Below are 14,713 nucleotides of genomic sequence, written 5' to 3' on the forward strand. Positions count from 1 at the left end.
GCGACCGGTGTCAGGACGAGCCGGGGCGCGGGCGCCGGTCGCCGAGGTTGATGCGCACGCGGGAGGTGCGTTCCGCCGGGGCGTCGGTGGCCGGCGGTGTCGCGGGGGTCGCCGGTGGGGCGGGCGGTGCCGGCGGCTCGGGAGTCGCCGGGGGCGCGGGCCTGTCGGTCTCGGCGGGGGTGCGGGGCCGCTCCGGCCGGGGCGGCCTGGTGCCGGGACGCGGGGCCGGGGTGAGGTTCTTGGCCTTGATCCGGCTGGTGCGCGTGCCCGGAGGGGAAGGCTTCGCGGATCCGGGCGTCGGACCGGGTGGGTCTGCCGGGGGCCTGACCTTGGCGGTCCCCGGCCGGCGGGGCTGCAGGGCGCACACCTTCGGGTCGGACAGCGTCTTGAGGAACGTCGCGATCCGCGGGCGGCTGCCCGGGGCGCGGGCGGTCATCGCGCGCAGCAGCCCGAGTATGTCGTCGGACAGCCGGGTGTCCAGGTCGAGGTGTTCGCCTGCGTTGACGGCGTCGGCCGGCGAGCCGTACCGGCTGTCGTGGTGCGGCAGTTCGCCCGTCAGGTACAGATGGGTCATCAGCCCGAGCGCGAAGACGTCCACCGCACAGGTCAGGTGCTGGGGGCCGACCGAGTCGTCGCGCTGCATGTAGCGGCGCCACTCCGGGGCGCCGTAGACCGAGTCGCCCGCGATGTCGTCGGGCTCCGGCGGCCGCCCCGAGACGTAGGAGTCGTCGAAGTCGATCAGCTTCGCCGTGTGGAACGTGGCGCCGTCCCGCTTCTGTACGAGCACGTTCAACGGTTTGAGGTCGCCGTGCACGATGTCGATGTCGTGCAGCTGCTTCAGACTGTTGCCCAGCGTCTTGAGCAGCACCATCTTCTGGCGGGGGTCCAGGGCCTGCGGCTTTTCCAGGCTGGTCGTGTCGATCCGCTCGGTGACCTTGTAGTAGGTGCTGCCCTCGTGGAAGAAGTCGGTGGCCAGCACCAGGTTCCCGCCGCCGCGGGCGTCCGGGCGCAGCCGCTCCATGATCGTGCGGTGCCGCTCCTCGAACTCGCGGGCCAGCTGGCGCCGTATGCGCACGCTCTGTGAATCCGCCGCGTCGTCACGGGGCCGCTTGGGCTCCAGGAACCGCTTGACGAAGTACTGGTTGCCCCCCTTCTCGGCGAACGCCCATATGCATTTGCCGCCGTTGGCGTTCGTGGGCTCGCTGATGATGCGGTAGCCCCCGATGACATCGCCCTGCTTCATGCGTGCTCCTCGGGTGCCGGGGGAAGATGGGTCTCGTAGCCGGGCCGGTAGGTGTGCCAGGTGCTGTCCTGCCAGGCGCGGACCCGGGCCGGGAGGTCCGCGAGGTCCTCCGGTGCGGCGGCCGGGCCGGGCCCCGCCCCGGCGGCGGAGAGGCGGTCCAGGCCGCGTGGTCGGGTGCGCACATAGCGGTCGGTCAGCTCGTCCAGACGCGCGGTGAACTGTTCGCGCAGGTCCTTGAAGCCGTGATAGCCGAGCGCCACGAGGGCGAGGGAGGCGTCGTCCGCGGTGCAGGCCTGTACCGCCCGGCGGATGAGGTCGGACCACTCCTCCACGGTGCCGGCATCGTGCAACGTGCTCAGCAGCAGGGCTTCGAAGTCGGCCGGGGTGTGCACATAGCCGAAGAACCCGTCGGTCGCCGCCAGCAGGACACACGGGAACGGGTGGATCAGCAGCTGACCGCCGACCTCGAAGTCCCGGTCCGCACACACCAGATTGGTCATCGGCGGGTCCGTGCGCAGCAGTTCCAGGGCGTCGCTCTCCCGGGTGTGGTCCCGGGTGAGCACCTGCAGACCCGTGTCGGGACGCAGCACGTACGCGCGCGAGTCACCGGCCCACAGCGGCCGCAGCTCCAGCTGCGGCTTGTCCTGGGGGCGCACCAGCCGGTAGTGCACGCCCGCGAGGGTGGTGGGCAGCTGGCGGCGCATGGTGCCGCTGATCTTGCTGCGGCGCTGCGGCGCATGGCCCAGGAAGTACTGGAGGTAGTTGCGCAGGGTGTCCGGGGCCGCCAGTTCGCCCTCCGCCGCGACGTCGTGGAACCAGTGGTCCGTGGCCAGCCGCGCGACCCGCGAGCCCACCCAGGCGCCGGTACGGCTCTCCCCGTCGGAGGCCTGCCAGACGGGAGCGGCGCCGGCACCGCCCGATCCGTCGAAGACCGCGAGCATGCCCTGGTCACTCTCCTTGTGATGGGCCACGAACGGCTCCGCGTCCTCGCCGCGCCCCGGCACCTGCTCGGTCCACACGGACACCGCCAGCAGCCCCACGTGGTCCACGCACCAGATCCGCTGCGGCAACGGCCGCCCGGCCGGCCCGCCGTCCGGTGGCGCGGCGGACGGGGACAGCGCGCCTTCGGCCGGGGGCGGCGGTGGGGCGGCGGCCGGTGAACCCTGCCCGTGCGGGAGAGCCGGGTACCCCGCCGGCGCGCCGACCGGGGCCGGGGGCTGCGCGGTGTGTTCCTGGTGGCCGGTCATCGACGCTCCCCGTTGCTGTCGGACGTGTCCGGGCGCTGCCTCTTGGCCGTACCCCGTACGCGGCTCACCCTGGAGGCGGTGCCGTCCGCACGCCGCTCGGCCGTACCGCCGTCGCCGTCGGTACGCCGCTCGGCCGTACCGCCGTCGCCGCGGGCACCGGCACGGTCCGCCGTACCGCGGTCGGTGCGGCGTTCGTCGCGGAGACCGGGTTCCGTACCGCCGTCGGCACGCCAGTCGTCCCGGGAATCGGCTGCCGTACCGCGGTCGGTGCGGAGTTCGTCAAGGGCACGAGGTGCCCAGTCGTCGCCGTGCTCAGCTCGTGAGGCGCGGTCCTCGGCGGCGCGTCCGCCCGTCGCGCCGGGCAGCGGCTCGTCCTCAGGCGGTCCCGTGGGCCGCTCCGACCGGGGGCGCCGGCTGCCGGTGCCGGACAGCCGGGAGCCGGCTGCGCCCTCCTCCCAGGGGCGGGCACCGTCCGGGGCCCGCTCGGCGTCGTAGCCGTACCGGTCCCGCAGCACCTCCCCCTTGAGCGGCTCGCGCTCTGCGCCGCGCCCGCCCCGGTCCTCGTCGCGGTCGTCGGCACCGGGCTCCAGAGCGCGGGCGAGACTGCCGCGCAGCCGCCCGCGCCGGGTGGCCGTGTCGAACAGGCCGTCGCCGTCCCGCAGTACCTCCTCCAGCACGGCGCGCTCCAGCTCCGCCTGCTCGAAGGGTTCCCGGTCCGCGTCACCGCGCTCCAGGACCATGCGCATGACCTCGCGCCGGACCTCCCGCTTCTCCGCCTCGCCCTTCTCGATCCAGGCGAGGGCGGCCCGCGGGCCCTCCTTCTCCATGAGCCCGGCGATCAGGCTGTCGACCCCCTCCTCGCGGATCATGTCCAGGTGCCGTCTGCGGCGCATGCCCTCGAGCCGGGTCTCGCGCACGACGTCCCGGTACTCGCGCCCGCTGCCGGCGATCTCCTCCTCGTCGACGAGGAGCTCGATCTGAATGTTGCGCAGCCGGATCGCGTCGTCGCCGGTGAAGGCGGTCAGGGCCGCGTTCAGCGCCATCTCCGTCTCGTGGAACTCGCCGATGTCGTAGTTCCGGGCGACCGACTGCAGCTGCTTGCGCAGATAGCCGTAGAGCGCGCCGCTCATGTCACGGATGCCGCGCGCGACCACCTGGGCGGGGTCGGCGACCCGGCACACGAGGTCCACGCGGCTGCGGAACGAGAACGTCGCGTCACGGCTGAGCAGCGGGATGTCCAGGATCAGCCGGTGCTCGGTCATGTCGACGGTGAACACACTGCGGTACGCCCCGAAGCGCGCCGAGGGGATCTCCTCGCCGCTGCGGACCGTCAGCGAGGGGCCGCTGTCCCGGACGAGGACCAGGGCCCGGCCGGGAGCCGGTGCCCGCAGCGGGTTCACCAGCCGCCACTTGGGTATGTCGTCGCTGCTCAGGACCGGGTCGTAGGTCTGTTCCTGCATGTCTCCCCCTCCTTCGGTGCTGTCGCGGACAGCGCCCGCGCGGTGGGCCTCACCGGGCGTGGTCGAGTGTGCGGAGCAGGCGGGCGGCGCCTGCCGAGGGCTTGTCGCGGTCGTGGGCCCACTTCTCCAGCCACCAGGTGAGCCGCTCGCCGTGCCGTCCGGGCCGGCGGGCGACGGCCCGCAGCAGCGCGCCGATGGCGTCGAGGGAGCCCGGGCTCTTGCCGGCGTGGTCGTCGATCCACGCGTGCAGTGCTTCCAACGCGGCGTCCTGCACCGGCCGGCGGGCCAGGGCGCGCGCCCACAGCTCGACGAGCCGGTCGTGGTGCCGCGGCAGCTCGCTGAGCAGGACGGGCACGCCGGGCACGCGTGCGTGGCCGCGGTCGTCGGTGGTGCCGACGACCGGCTTCTCGTACGGCTGGGACACCGCGAACACGAACGCCGACAGCGACTTGACCACCATGGGGGACAGGTCCTGCGGTTCGGACCAGTTCAGGTAGGCCTCCAGGACCGCCGCGGTCTGCCCCTGGTGGATGAGGTGGACGCCGCCCCAGGCCACCGACGGCAGGGTGCCCCAGTCGTCCTCCCGGTCCAGTGCGCTGCGCAGGACGGCCACGGCCCGGTCCGGGTCCGCACGGCCGAGCAGCCCGCCCACCGCGTTCGCAGCCGTGCCCGCAAGCCGGCGCTGGTGGGCGGAGGCGTCGCCGCGGGCCCACTGGTGCAGCAGCTCCCACACCGCCTCCGCCGTCTCCGGGCGGCTGCCCGCCACCCCGAGGGCGGTGGCGGCGGCCTGCCGCAGCGGCCAGGAGGTACTGCCCGCCCAGGTGGTGAGGAACCGGTGCACCGCGTACTGCGGATCGGTCCGCGCCAGTACGCCGGCCGCGACCGCGGCCCGGGCCCGCACCTCGAGGTCACGGTGGCTCAGCAGGCCGCGCAGCCAGCCCAGCAAGGCCTCGCGGCGCCCGTCGAGCAGGTTCCAGGCGTAGGTCAGGATGGCCTGCCCCAGCAGCGCGTTGCGGAACCGGACGCGCGGAGCGGCGAAGCCGCCCTCGCCGGGCACGTCGAGCCGGATCCACTGCTGTTCATGCCCGAGCCGGTCCCCGAACCGGAGGTCGGGCGGGGCGGCTTCGGGGGCGACCAGGGCCGCCCGCAGCCTCACCGCGGCGTCCGCGACGGTGAGGTAGCCGCACTCCTCCAGCACGGCGGCCGCGAGCGCGAAGGCCACCGCGTCCGGGACGCGGTACCGGTTGAACCAGGCCCGCACCTGTTCGCTCGGGTCGCGCAGCTGGGCCACCTCGGCGGTCACGTCACCGTCCGCGCGGATCACCGAGGCGAGCCGGGCGGCGTTGCGCGCCGCGGGTTGCTCCCGCAGCGCCGTCCCGGCACCGGTGCGTTCCAGCAACCGGTGCAGATCGGCGTACGCGTCCGGGCTGCCGCCGTGGCCGAGCACCCGCCGTTCGACGATGGCCAGGGGGTCGACCGGGACGAGGGTGTGCCGGGCCACCTGGTCGCCGCCCGGTCCGGCCGCGAGGACGTCCAGGTCGTGACCGCCGGTCAGGACCAGGAAGCAGCCGGAGGCACGCAGCGCGGCGACGATCGCGGCCCACTGGGCCGTGCCGTGGGTGTGCCCACCGAGGAAGGCGGAGGTGAACGTGTCGTCGACGCCGGGTCCGTCGTCGAGTGCCGCAAGGTAGCCGGAGTTCTTCACCGGTGGTTCCCAGCCGGCCTCCAGCACGGTCGCGGGTCTCAGCAGTCGGTGGCAGCCCCCGCCGCCGCCGTCCATGGCCAGCGCCTCCGCCAGCAGGTTCACGGCGACGGCCGTCCGGCCGCCGCCCGGCGCGGAGGTGAGCACCAGCACCCGCTGTTCGCGCAGGGCGTCCAGCACCTCGCCGTAGCCCTCCGGTGCGACGAACAGCTCGGTGTGATCGGCGATGTCGGTGGCGTCCATGGCGAGCACGGACACGCCACCCGCTCGCGGTCCCCCGGCAGGGGCGCCGCCGCTGTGGAAGCCGCCGCCGAAACTCACGTCCGCGTTGAACAGCGCGAGTGTCCCGATGCTGGTCCCGGAGGCGTCGGCGCTCAGCCGCCGGGCGATCTCGTCGGCGATGGCCCCGGCCCGCAGCGCCTCGGACCGCTCGGCGCCGGCCCGCCCGCTGCCTTCGGTCAGGGAGCGCAGGGCGTCCTTCTCGCTGACCGGACCGTCGTGCTCCTCGGTGTCCGCGGGCCGGGGCTCGGGGTCCGGCGCCGTGGTGTCCTTCTCGGGCTCCGCCGCACCTGCCTCCGCGCCGTGGCCCCGCTTGGCTGGTTCCCCGTCCTTGCGCCGGGGCGGATCGCCCGTGCGGTCCGCGGAGTCGGCCAGGGACCGGGGAGCAGCGGAATCGCTGTCCTCGCTCATGATCTTGTTTCTTCGGCCTTCGAATCTAGCGGTGCGGTCGGTGGCGTGGCCGCCGTGCGCACGGCGGCCACCCGGCACGCTCGCGCGTGCCCCGGGCCAGGTGGCGGAAGGAGGACGGGGGCCCTGCCGTGCACCGGACATCCGGCCGGTCCGGCGGCAGTGGCGGAGTTACGACGTCGTCCAGTTCCCCTGGACTTCGACGTTGCCGTTGATCACGTGGGCGTTCTTGATGACCGCGGCGCTGATCTGGGCCCCGGACCGGCCCTGCGCGGCCACGGCCTCGTCGACGAACCGGCGGACCTCCGCCTCGAAGTCCGGGTCGAGCAGCATGTGCGCGGCGAGCTGCCGCTGCAGCGCCTGCTGGGCGCCCTCGTCGCCCGGGGATTCGGTGAGCCGGCCCAGGGCGTTCTCCGCGTCCGCGTTGCCCCGGAAGCGCGCGCGGATCCGTTCCAGCAGGCGGGTACCGCCGGCCCAGCCCGAGCGGCCGGCCTCGTGTCCCGCCGTCTCCAGCGCCCCCTTGATCACGAGCGCTACTCCCGCCGCTGCCACGGTCGTCACCGGATCCATCGCGTTCCCCCGAAATCCCGCCCGAACAGGGCAGCCAATCTAGGCGACGCCGACGGGCCACGGAGTGCTTCTTCTCACATTGGCTGAAATTCGCCGAACCTGAACCGTCTCCGAGCAATCCGACCGCTCGCCGACGATTGCCCGCAAACGGCAACCGGGACCACGGCGTTCGCCGGCACGGCAGGGCCGGTACGGGAGGAGAAGGGTGAAGTGACGAGGACGGGAGCAACCGCTCAATGCCTCCGTCGGACGCCGGGCCGCGCGAGTCGGTCAACTGGGCGGCGACGCGGACCGGTTGGGCAACCGGCCCGGCTCGCGCTCAGCGGCGTCCGTGGCGGCGCTCGGCCCGGTTGCGGGGCGGGAGCGGTCGGGCGGCCTCGGCCCGCTCCTCCTGCTCACGCACCCGGCGCTCGTAGTCCTCGCGGGCGCCGATCTCGGCGGCGGTGCGGCGCGCGAGCGCCGGGGCGGCCCAGGTGCCGATCGCCCAGGCGATGGTGGCGGGCAGGACGGGCGCGAGGAGCAGCAGCGTCCAGCGGCCGCCGGCGGCCGAGGCGGCGTTCCTGCGCTGCCGGGAACGGTGCTCCCGCCATGCCTGTTCGGGGGTGGGGATCTCCACCGGTGCGCGCCGGGCGCGTACGAAACCCGCGACGAGGCTGAGCAGGCAGGCGACCGCCGTCACCGCGTACACCGCGGTACGCGCGGAGCGGGGCACCCGCACCGCTTCCCAGAACCCCGCGTAGAAGGCGGTCACGACGAGCCCGGCGAACAGCAGCAGGGCGAACTGGAAGCAGCCGTGTGCGATCCGGCGCAGCCAGTACCCGGCGCCCCGGTCGAACCAGGTGGTGCCCAGGCGCGGAATCGCCGCCGGCTCCACCTGCTCCCCGGGGACACCGTCCGCCGTACTTTTCATGTCGTCCCCACCAACATCAGAAGATCTTGTGCCACAGCGCCTTGGACTTGTCGCCGATCCAGTGGCCGGCGCCGGTCACCATACCCTCGCCCGCATGCCACGCCTCGGTCCCGGAGTGGCCGATGCCGTACAGCGTGCCCACGACCGCGCCGTGGTCGTCCCAGTCCTCGCTCCAGTGCTCGTGGAACAGCTTGTCGGCGAAGGTTCCCACGCCGACGACGACCGCGCCGCCGACCGCGGCCGTGGCGACCACCCCGTCCACCGGGATCGAGGCCGCGAGAGCGACACCGGCACCCAGGCCCACCAGGCCGCCGCCTACGTCGACGAGCACCGAGTGGCCCCAGGACCAGCCCTCGTCGTGGTCCTGCTTGGCCTCCAGACCACCGACGGCCACCGTGGCCGCGACGTCGATGACCGGGATCTCCTTGAGGAACCGGGGAGCGCCCTCGGCGAGTTCACTGCCTCGCAGGACGTCCGCCATCTTGTAGTTGAGGTACCGGTCGTACGGCATATGGGAGCTGCCGTTCTCCAGCCCGGCCAGCCGCCCCTCCAGGCTGTCGAGCTGGTCGGCCGCGGCCTGCCACTCCCCGCGCAGCTTGAAGGCCTTGGGGAGGTTCGCGTCCGCCGTCCGGAACTTGGCCTCCTCGTCCTTCAGCGCGGACAGTGCCTTGTCGTGCTCCTCCTGGGCGTGCTTGATGTCGTCGGCCATGTCCAGGCCGAGCGCCCGGTCGCCCTCCGCCCCAGCGGTCCACAGGCCGCGCAGGTAGTCGGCGACCACGATCTTGTCGCCCTTCTGCATCGGCTCGCTGGGGTCGATCTCGGCGTAGAGCCGGCCGATGCGCTCGGCGGCGAGGAGCCGGGCACGCTGGGCCTGGTGCATCAGCTCCGTGTAGAGGGTGGCGTAGTCGTTGTTGTCCTTTATTGCCTGCTCCTCCTTCGCGGAGGGCGGGTTGTTCGTCGCGAGGGGGACGGGCTCCCCCTTCGGCCCCACGGACACGCCCTTCTTCTGGGCGACATGGGCGGCGTTCTGCAGTGCCGTGTTGGCCGAGGACAGGTTGGTGGAGAGGCCGGTGAGCTCCTTACCCACTGCGTACACCAGTTCGGCGAAGCCGCCGGCGGTGATCGCGTCCTTGGCCCAGGCAGCCTCGAACTTCTCGGCTGCCTCACCCTTCCAGCCCGCGTCCTTGACGAGCTTGTCGACTCCCTTGCTGAGCGGCTTGACGATGTCGTCCAGCTGCTCCTTGGCGCCGGTGAGGGCGGTGCCCATGGCGGCCAGACCGTCGATGTCGCCGCCCACCCAGGAATCCGTCACAGCGTGTGTCCCCCGTCTCGCTATCCCATCAGGTCTTCGAAAAGCCCGTGCACGTCGATGTCGCGGTGCGTCAAGTGCTTGACCGCGGCGTCAAGGAGATCGCCGTGCTCCTCGATCCGGCCGGCGAGCCTGGCGTGCAGACCGGAGATCGCGTCCATCATCGACCGGATCGTGTGGTCAAGACCGTCATCGCCTGAGCTTGCGACGGCGGGGCTCACGGAGGTGTGGAGTTGCGCGTAGGACTTGGCCTCGGTGTGAAACGTGGCCGCCATGTTTGTCACGTCCGACGTCACGATTTTCAGGTCGGTCACTGGACTGCCTCCGTGTAGCTTCTGACGTCCTCGGCGCTCCAGACCCGTACACCGGGCGGGAGTTGCGGATCGACGCGAACCGGGCCGAGCCCGTTGTCGTGCATCGCCCGGGCGAACCATCCGACCGGCACCGCCACCCACGGCTGCGCGTCGCCGAGCGCGGCGACCAGCTTCGCGGGGCTGGTGAACGCCACCGCCACCGGGTTTCCGTCGGCACCCTGGAGGAGTTCGAAACCTATCGCGGGGCGGCGCCCCGGATCCGCGGCGTACCGCGGGTGTGCGGGGACGAGTACCTCCGTGTCCGGTTCGATCGGTGCTTTCGGACGCTCGGCGGGCGGCGTCAGATTCCGGTCGTAGCCATCGAACGGAGAGGAATATGAAGTAGACATGCGCACCTGGGATCGACACCGGTCGTGGGCGTGATTGTGGAATTACGCCGGCTCCTTGGCACTTTACGCGCGTTCGAAACACCAGGGGAACGCGAGACAGGGCGACGCCCCATCAAGGTTCTGCAAAAAGCGAGTTGACGGCGTGCTTTTGCGCAGACAACTCCATCCGTGTCATTTTTCCCACTGGCTGGCAATCCACTGGAAAGGCAGTGAATCGCCTTTTTTGCCCACCGCCGGCGCGGGCCGGGACGCGCTGGAACCATGAGGAGTCCTCCGGGGTCATCTGGCAGCCGGGCAGCCAGGAGGAGCGGCTGCCCTCCTGGCGCGACATTCGATATCAGAACGGGCAAAAGCTTCCCGTGTCTCGCCGGACCGCCTTCCGGTGATCGACGGAATTGGAGGCGTCCGGGCCGGGAGATCGCGATGTGGGGTCAGTGGTGAATCAGGTGCCGGCAGGCGCTAGCGTGATGAGTGCCGGCCTGGGCTTCCCGTCCCGGCTTGTGTTGGTTTTGGGGCGTTACCGAGAGAAACAGGCAGGTCAGGGCCGTTTTATGAGATTGCTGCACACGTCCGACTGGCATCTCGGCCGGGCCTTCCACCGGGTGAACATGCTCGGGGCCCAGGCCGAGTTCATCGGTCACCTCGTCACCACCGCGCGTGAGCGCGAGGTGGACGCGGTGGTCGTGTCGGGCGATGTGTACGACCGCGCGGTGCCCCCGCTCGCCGCGGTCGAGCTGTTCGACGACGCCCTGCACCGCCTCGCGGACCTCGGCGTACCCACGGTGATGATCTCCGGCAACCACGACTCGGCCCGCCGGCTCGGCGTCGGCGCCGGACTCATCGACCGTGCCGGCATCCACCTGCGCACCGAGCCGTCCGCCGTCGGCACCCCGGTCGTGCTGGCGGACGCCCACGGCGACGTGGCCTTCTACGGCCTGCCCTACCTCGAACCCGCCCTCGTGAAGGACGAGTTCATGGTGGACAAGGCCGGTCACGAGGCCGTGCTCGGCGCCGCCATGGACCGGGTCCGCGCCGACCTCGCCACCCGCGCGCCCGGCACCCGCTCGGTCGTCCTCGCCCACGCCTTCGTCACCGGCGGACAGACCAGCGACAGCGAGCGGGACATCACCGTCGGCGGCGTGGCCGCCGTACCGGCCGGAGTCTTCGACGGCGTCGACTATGTCGCGCTCGGCCATCTGCACGGCTGCCAGACGCTCACCGAGCGCGTGCGCTACTCAGGCTCCCCGCTCGCCTACTCCTTCTCCGAGGCCGACCACCGCAAGAGCATGTGGCTCATCGACCTCGACGCCGACGGCACCGTCCTCGCCGAGCGCCTCGACTGCCCGGTGCCACGCCCGCTGGCCCGGGTCAAGGGCAGGCTGGACGACCTCCTCGCCGATCCGGAGCTGGCCCGCCACGAGGACGCCTGGGTCGAGGCCACCCTCACCGACGCGGTCCGTCCCGCAGATCCCATGGCCCGGCTCACCGAGCGCTTCCCGCACACCCTGAGCCTGGTCTTCGCACCCGAGCGCGCCCCGGACGACCCCCAGGTGTCGTACGCCCGGCGCCTCGCGGGCCGCAGTGACCAGCAGATCGCCCAGGACTTCGTCGCCCATGTGCGCGGCGCCGGGCCCGACGAGCGGGAGGCGGCGGTACTGCGTGAGGCGTTCGACGCCGTGCGCGCCGACCACGCCGTACGGGAGGTGGCCCGGTGAGGCTGCACCGCCTCCACATCACCGCCTTCGGGCCCTTCGGCGGCTCCCAGGGCGTCGACTTCGACGCCCTGTCCACAGCCGGGCTGTTCCTGCTGCACGGACCCACCGGCGCAGGCAAGACCTCCGTCCTGGACGCCGTCTGCTATGCCCTGTACGGCTCCGTGCCCGGTGCCCGGCAGAGCGGCCAGGGCATGCACCTGCGCAGCGACCACGCCGAGCCGCGTACCCGCACCGAGGTCCGCCTCGACCTCACCGTCGCCGGGCGCCGGCTGGAGATCACCCGGCAGCCGCCCTGGGAGCGGCCCAAGCTGCGCGGCAAGGGCACGACCGTCGACAAGGCCCAGACCTGGCTGCGCGAGTACGACGCGGCGACCGGTGTCTGGAAGGACCGCAGCCGCTCCCACCAGGAGATCGGCGAGGAGATCACCCAGCTGCTCGGCATGAGCCGCGAGCAGTTCTGCCAGGTCGTGCTGCTGCCCCAGGGCGACTTCGCCCGCTTCCTGCGCGCCGACGCCGAGGCCCGCGGCCGGCTGCTGGGCCGCCTCTTCGACACCCAGCGGTTCGCCGACGTCGAGAAGCGCCTCGCCGAACGCCGCCGTGCCACCGAGGCACGCGTGCGTGAGGGCGACGCGGCACTGCTCGCCGACGCGCACCGTATGCAGCAGGAGGCCGGCGACGCGATGGATCTGCCGGAGCTGGCCCCCGGCGACCCTGGCCTCGCCGACGCCGTGCTCGGCGCCGCCGCCGTCGCCCGCGCCACCGCCCGCGAACGCCTCACCGTCGCCCACTGCCGTCTCGCCGCCGCCGAGTCCGCCCACGCCGAGACCCGGCGCGTTCTGGAGGACGCGCGCGAACTCGCCCGCCTGCAGAGCCGGTTCGCCGAGGGCCGCCGGCGCGCCGAGCGGCTTCAGGAGCGGTCCGGAGCCCACCACGAGAACCGGCAGCGCATGGAGCGGGCCCGCAAGGCCGAGGCGGTCGCGCCCGCGCTCGAGCTGCGCGAGGCCGCCGAGGAGGAGCACCGCGGGGCGGCCAGGGCCGAGGCACACGCGCGTGGCATGCTCCCCGACCACCACGCCGACGCGGGTGCCGGCGGGCTCGCCGCCGCCGCCCGCCGGGCGGCCGAGGAGCTGGGCGGCCTGGACGCGGCCCGGCGCGCCGAGCGGCGGCTCGCCGAGCTGGCCGAGGAACGGTCCGGGCTCGACCGGCAGGAGCGCGCCGACGAGGACGTGCTCCGCGAGGCCGAGGCATGGCTCGCCGAATGGGACACCACGCGCGTGGCACTGCAGTCCCGCGTCGCCTCCGCGCAGGAGGCCGCCGCCCGGGCCGAGCAGCTCGCCGTCCAGCGGGAGCCGATGCGCAGGCGCCTGGGCGCGGCCCGCACCCGGGACGAGCTGGCCGCGGACCTGGAGGATGCCTGGCGTGCGGCGCTCGCCTCCGAGCAGCGCGCCCTCGACGCCCGCGCCCACTGGCTCGATGTCAAGGAACAGCGCCTGAACGGCATCGCCGCCGAGCTGGCCGCCCACCTCACCGACGGCGAGCCGTGCGCCGTCTGCGGAGCCACCGAACACCCCGCGCCGGCCCGCAAGATCGCCGGACACGTCGACCGCGACACCGAGGACCGGGCCCACCAGGCCTGGCAGCAGGCCGACGCCCGGCGCACCGAGGATGAACGGCGCCTCGGCGTCGTCCGCGAGGCCCTGGCCGCAGCCACCGCCGAGGCCGGCGACACGCCCACCGGGCAACTCGAAGCGCTCACCGTCGAGTTGGAGGAGGAGTGCACCCGCGCCCGCCGCGACGCCTCCGCGCTGCACGCCGCCCACGAGCAGCTGCGGCGGGCCGAGCGGGAGCGCGAGCAGCGCCTCGCCGACCGCCAGCAGGCCGCCGTACGGGCCGCGTCCCGGCTCACCCGGCGCGAGACCCTGGAGCGCGAACAGGCCCAGCTGGAAGCGGAGTTGACCACGGCACGCGGTGGCTCGGGCAGCGTGGCCGCACGCGCCGCGCAGCTGGAGCGGCAGGTGGCGCTGCTCACCGAAGCCGCCGACGCGGCGCGCACCGCCGAGGACACCGCCCAGCGACTGAAGGACGCCGACGCCCGCCTCGCCGACGCCGCCTACCGCGCCGGTTTCGACACCCCGCAGGCCGCGGCCGACGCCCTCCTGGACCCCGCCGCCCACCGCGAGCTCCAGCACCGCCTGGACGCCTGGCAGACGGAGGAGGCCGCCGTACGCGCGGTGCTGGCGGAGGCCGACACCGCGGCCGCCGCCCAGCGCCCGCCCGCCGACCTGGCCACGGCCGAGCGCGCGGCGGCCACGGCCGAACACCTGCTGCGCGAGGCGGCGTCCGCGCGCGACGCGGCAGCCCGCTGCAGCACCGAACTGGACCGCCTCTCCGCACGCGCCACCGAGGCCGTACGAGAGCTCGCCCCGCTCCGCGAGGAGTACGACCGGATCGCCCGCCTCGCCGCCCTCACCGCGGGCACCTCCGCCGACAACGAACGCAAGATGCGCCTGGAGTCGTACGTGCTGGCGGCCCGCCTGGAGCAGGTCGCCGCCGCCGCGACGGCACGGCTGCAGCGCATGTCGTCGGGCCGTTACACCCTCGTCCACTCCGACGACCGCACCGGACGGGGCCGCAGCGGACTCGGGCTGCACGTGGTCGACGCCTGGACCGGACGCGAACGCGACACCGCCACCCTGTCCGGCGGCGAGACCTTCTTCGCCTCCCTCGCGCTCGCCCTCGGCCTCGCGGACGTCGTCACCGACGAGGCCGGCGGCGTCCGGCTCGACACCCTCTTCATCGACGAGGGCTTCGGCAGCCTGGACGACCAGACCCTCGACGAGGTGTTGGACGTCCTGGACTCCCTGCGCGAACGCGACCGCAGCGTCGGCATCGTCAGCCATGTCGCCGACCTGCGCCGCCGGATCCACGCCCAGCTGGAGGTCGTGAAGGGAAGATCGGGGTCTGCGCTGCGGCAGCGGGGAGTGTGACGGCTCGCGAACCGGCACCTGGCGGCCGTCACGTGAGTCGGGCCTGGGGGCGTGTCCGCAGCTGCTGGTGGCGATTGGTGGAGGATTCGATTGACTACCGCTTTGAGTTCGCGATCTTTGGGGGGTTGCATGCGTAGAGCTCGGTTCGACTGCCGAGGTTTGGGCGGATGGTCCACTCTT

11 protein-coding genes are annotated in these 14,713 nt (G+C 73.2%); 2 read left to right on the forward strand and 9 right to left on the reverse strand.

Features of this window, described 5'->3' with window-relative positions:
- Positions 1-10: 10 nt before the first annotated feature.
- From ACZ7HQ_RS15360 to ACZ7HQ_RS15400, 9 genes are all read right to left on the reverse strand, one after another.
- Complete coding sequence (locus tag ACZ7HQ_RS15360) at positions 11-1,243, reverse strand: protein kinase domain-containing protein (protein WP_470989307.1); 1,233 nt, start codon at positions 1,241-1,243, stop codon at positions 11-13.
- The gene (locus tag ACZ7HQ_RS15365) at positions 1,240-2,490 is read right to left on the reverse strand and encodes a PP2C family protein-serine/threonine phosphatase (RefSeq protein WP_470989311.1); all 1,251 of its coding nucleotides are present in this window, start codon (positions 2,488-2,490) and stop codon (positions 1,240-1,242) included. Before ACZ7HQ_RS15365 ends, ACZ7HQ_RS15360 begins: the two co-directional genes overlap by 4 nt.
- On the reverse strand, positions 2,487-3,950 hold the full coding sequence (locus tag ACZ7HQ_RS15370) for a hypothetical protein (protein ID WP_470989314.1): 1,464 nt from the start codon (positions 3,948-3,950) through the stop codon (positions 2,487-2,489). The genes ACZ7HQ_RS15365 and ACZ7HQ_RS15370 overlap by 4 nt, the downstream gene beginning before the upstream one ends.
- A gap of 49 nt (positions 3,951-3,999) precedes the next feature.
- The gene (locus ACZ7HQ_RS15375) at positions 4,000-6,342 is read right to left on the reverse strand and encodes a hypothetical protein (RefSeq protein WP_470989317.1); all 2,343 of its coding nucleotides are present in this window, start codon (positions 6,340-6,342) and stop codon (positions 4,000-4,002) included.
- A gap of 168 nt (positions 6,343-6,510) precedes the next feature.
- A complete protein-coding gene (locus ACZ7HQ_RS15380) occupies positions 6,511-6,909 on the reverse strand; it encodes a hypothetical protein (RefSeq protein WP_470989320.1) in 399 nt (132 codons plus the stop codon).
- A gap of 319 nt (positions 6,910-7,228) precedes the next feature.
- Positions 7,229-7,819 carry a hypothetical protein gene (locus ACZ7HQ_RS15385; protein ID WP_470989323.1) on the reverse strand — a complete coding sequence of 197 codons (591 nt, stop codon included), beginning with the start codon at positions 7,817-7,819 and terminating at the stop codon, positions 7,229-7,231.
- Positions 7,820-7,835: 16 nt separating this feature from the next.
- A complete protein-coding gene (locus ACZ7HQ_RS15390; protein ID WP_470989326.1) occupies positions 7,836-9,131 on the reverse strand; it encodes a WXG100 family type VII secretion target in 1,296 nt (431 codons plus the stop codon).
- Between the two features lie 20 nt (positions 9,132-9,151).
- Positions 9,152-9,442: a DUF6317 family protein gene (locus ACZ7HQ_RS15395; protein WP_470989328.1), complete on the reverse strand. Its 291-nt coding sequence runs from the start codon at positions 9,440-9,442 to the stop codon at positions 9,152-9,154.
- Positions 9,439-9,831, reverse strand: coding sequence for an SAV_915 family protein (locus ACZ7HQ_RS15400; RefSeq protein WP_470989330.1), 393 nt, complete (start codon positions 9,829-9,831; stop codon positions 9,439-9,441). The genes ACZ7HQ_RS15395 and ACZ7HQ_RS15400 overlap by 4 nt, the downstream gene beginning before the upstream one ends.
- A 551-nt stretch (positions 9,832-10,382) precedes the next feature.
- Between ACZ7HQ_RS15400 and ACZ7HQ_RS15405 the strand changes: the two genes are divergently transcribed.
- Positions 10,383-11,546 carry an exonuclease SbcCD subunit D gene (locus ACZ7HQ_RS15405; RefSeq protein ID WP_470989333.1) on the forward strand — a complete coding sequence of 388 codons (1,164 nt, stop codon included), beginning with the start codon at positions 10,383-10,385 and terminating at the stop codon, positions 11,544-11,546.
- Positions 11,543-14,533, forward strand: a complete 2,991-nt coding sequence (locus ACZ7HQ_RS15410) for an AAA family ATPase (protein ID WP_470989336.1) — start codon at positions 11,543-11,545, stop codon at positions 14,531-14,533. The genes ACZ7HQ_RS15405 and ACZ7HQ_RS15410 overlap by 4 nt, the downstream gene beginning before the upstream one ends.
- The last annotated feature ends 180 nt before the right edge of the window (positions 14,534-14,713 follow it).

The sequence above is a fragment of the Streptomyces sp. NPDC037290 genome (assembly GCF_055603245.1).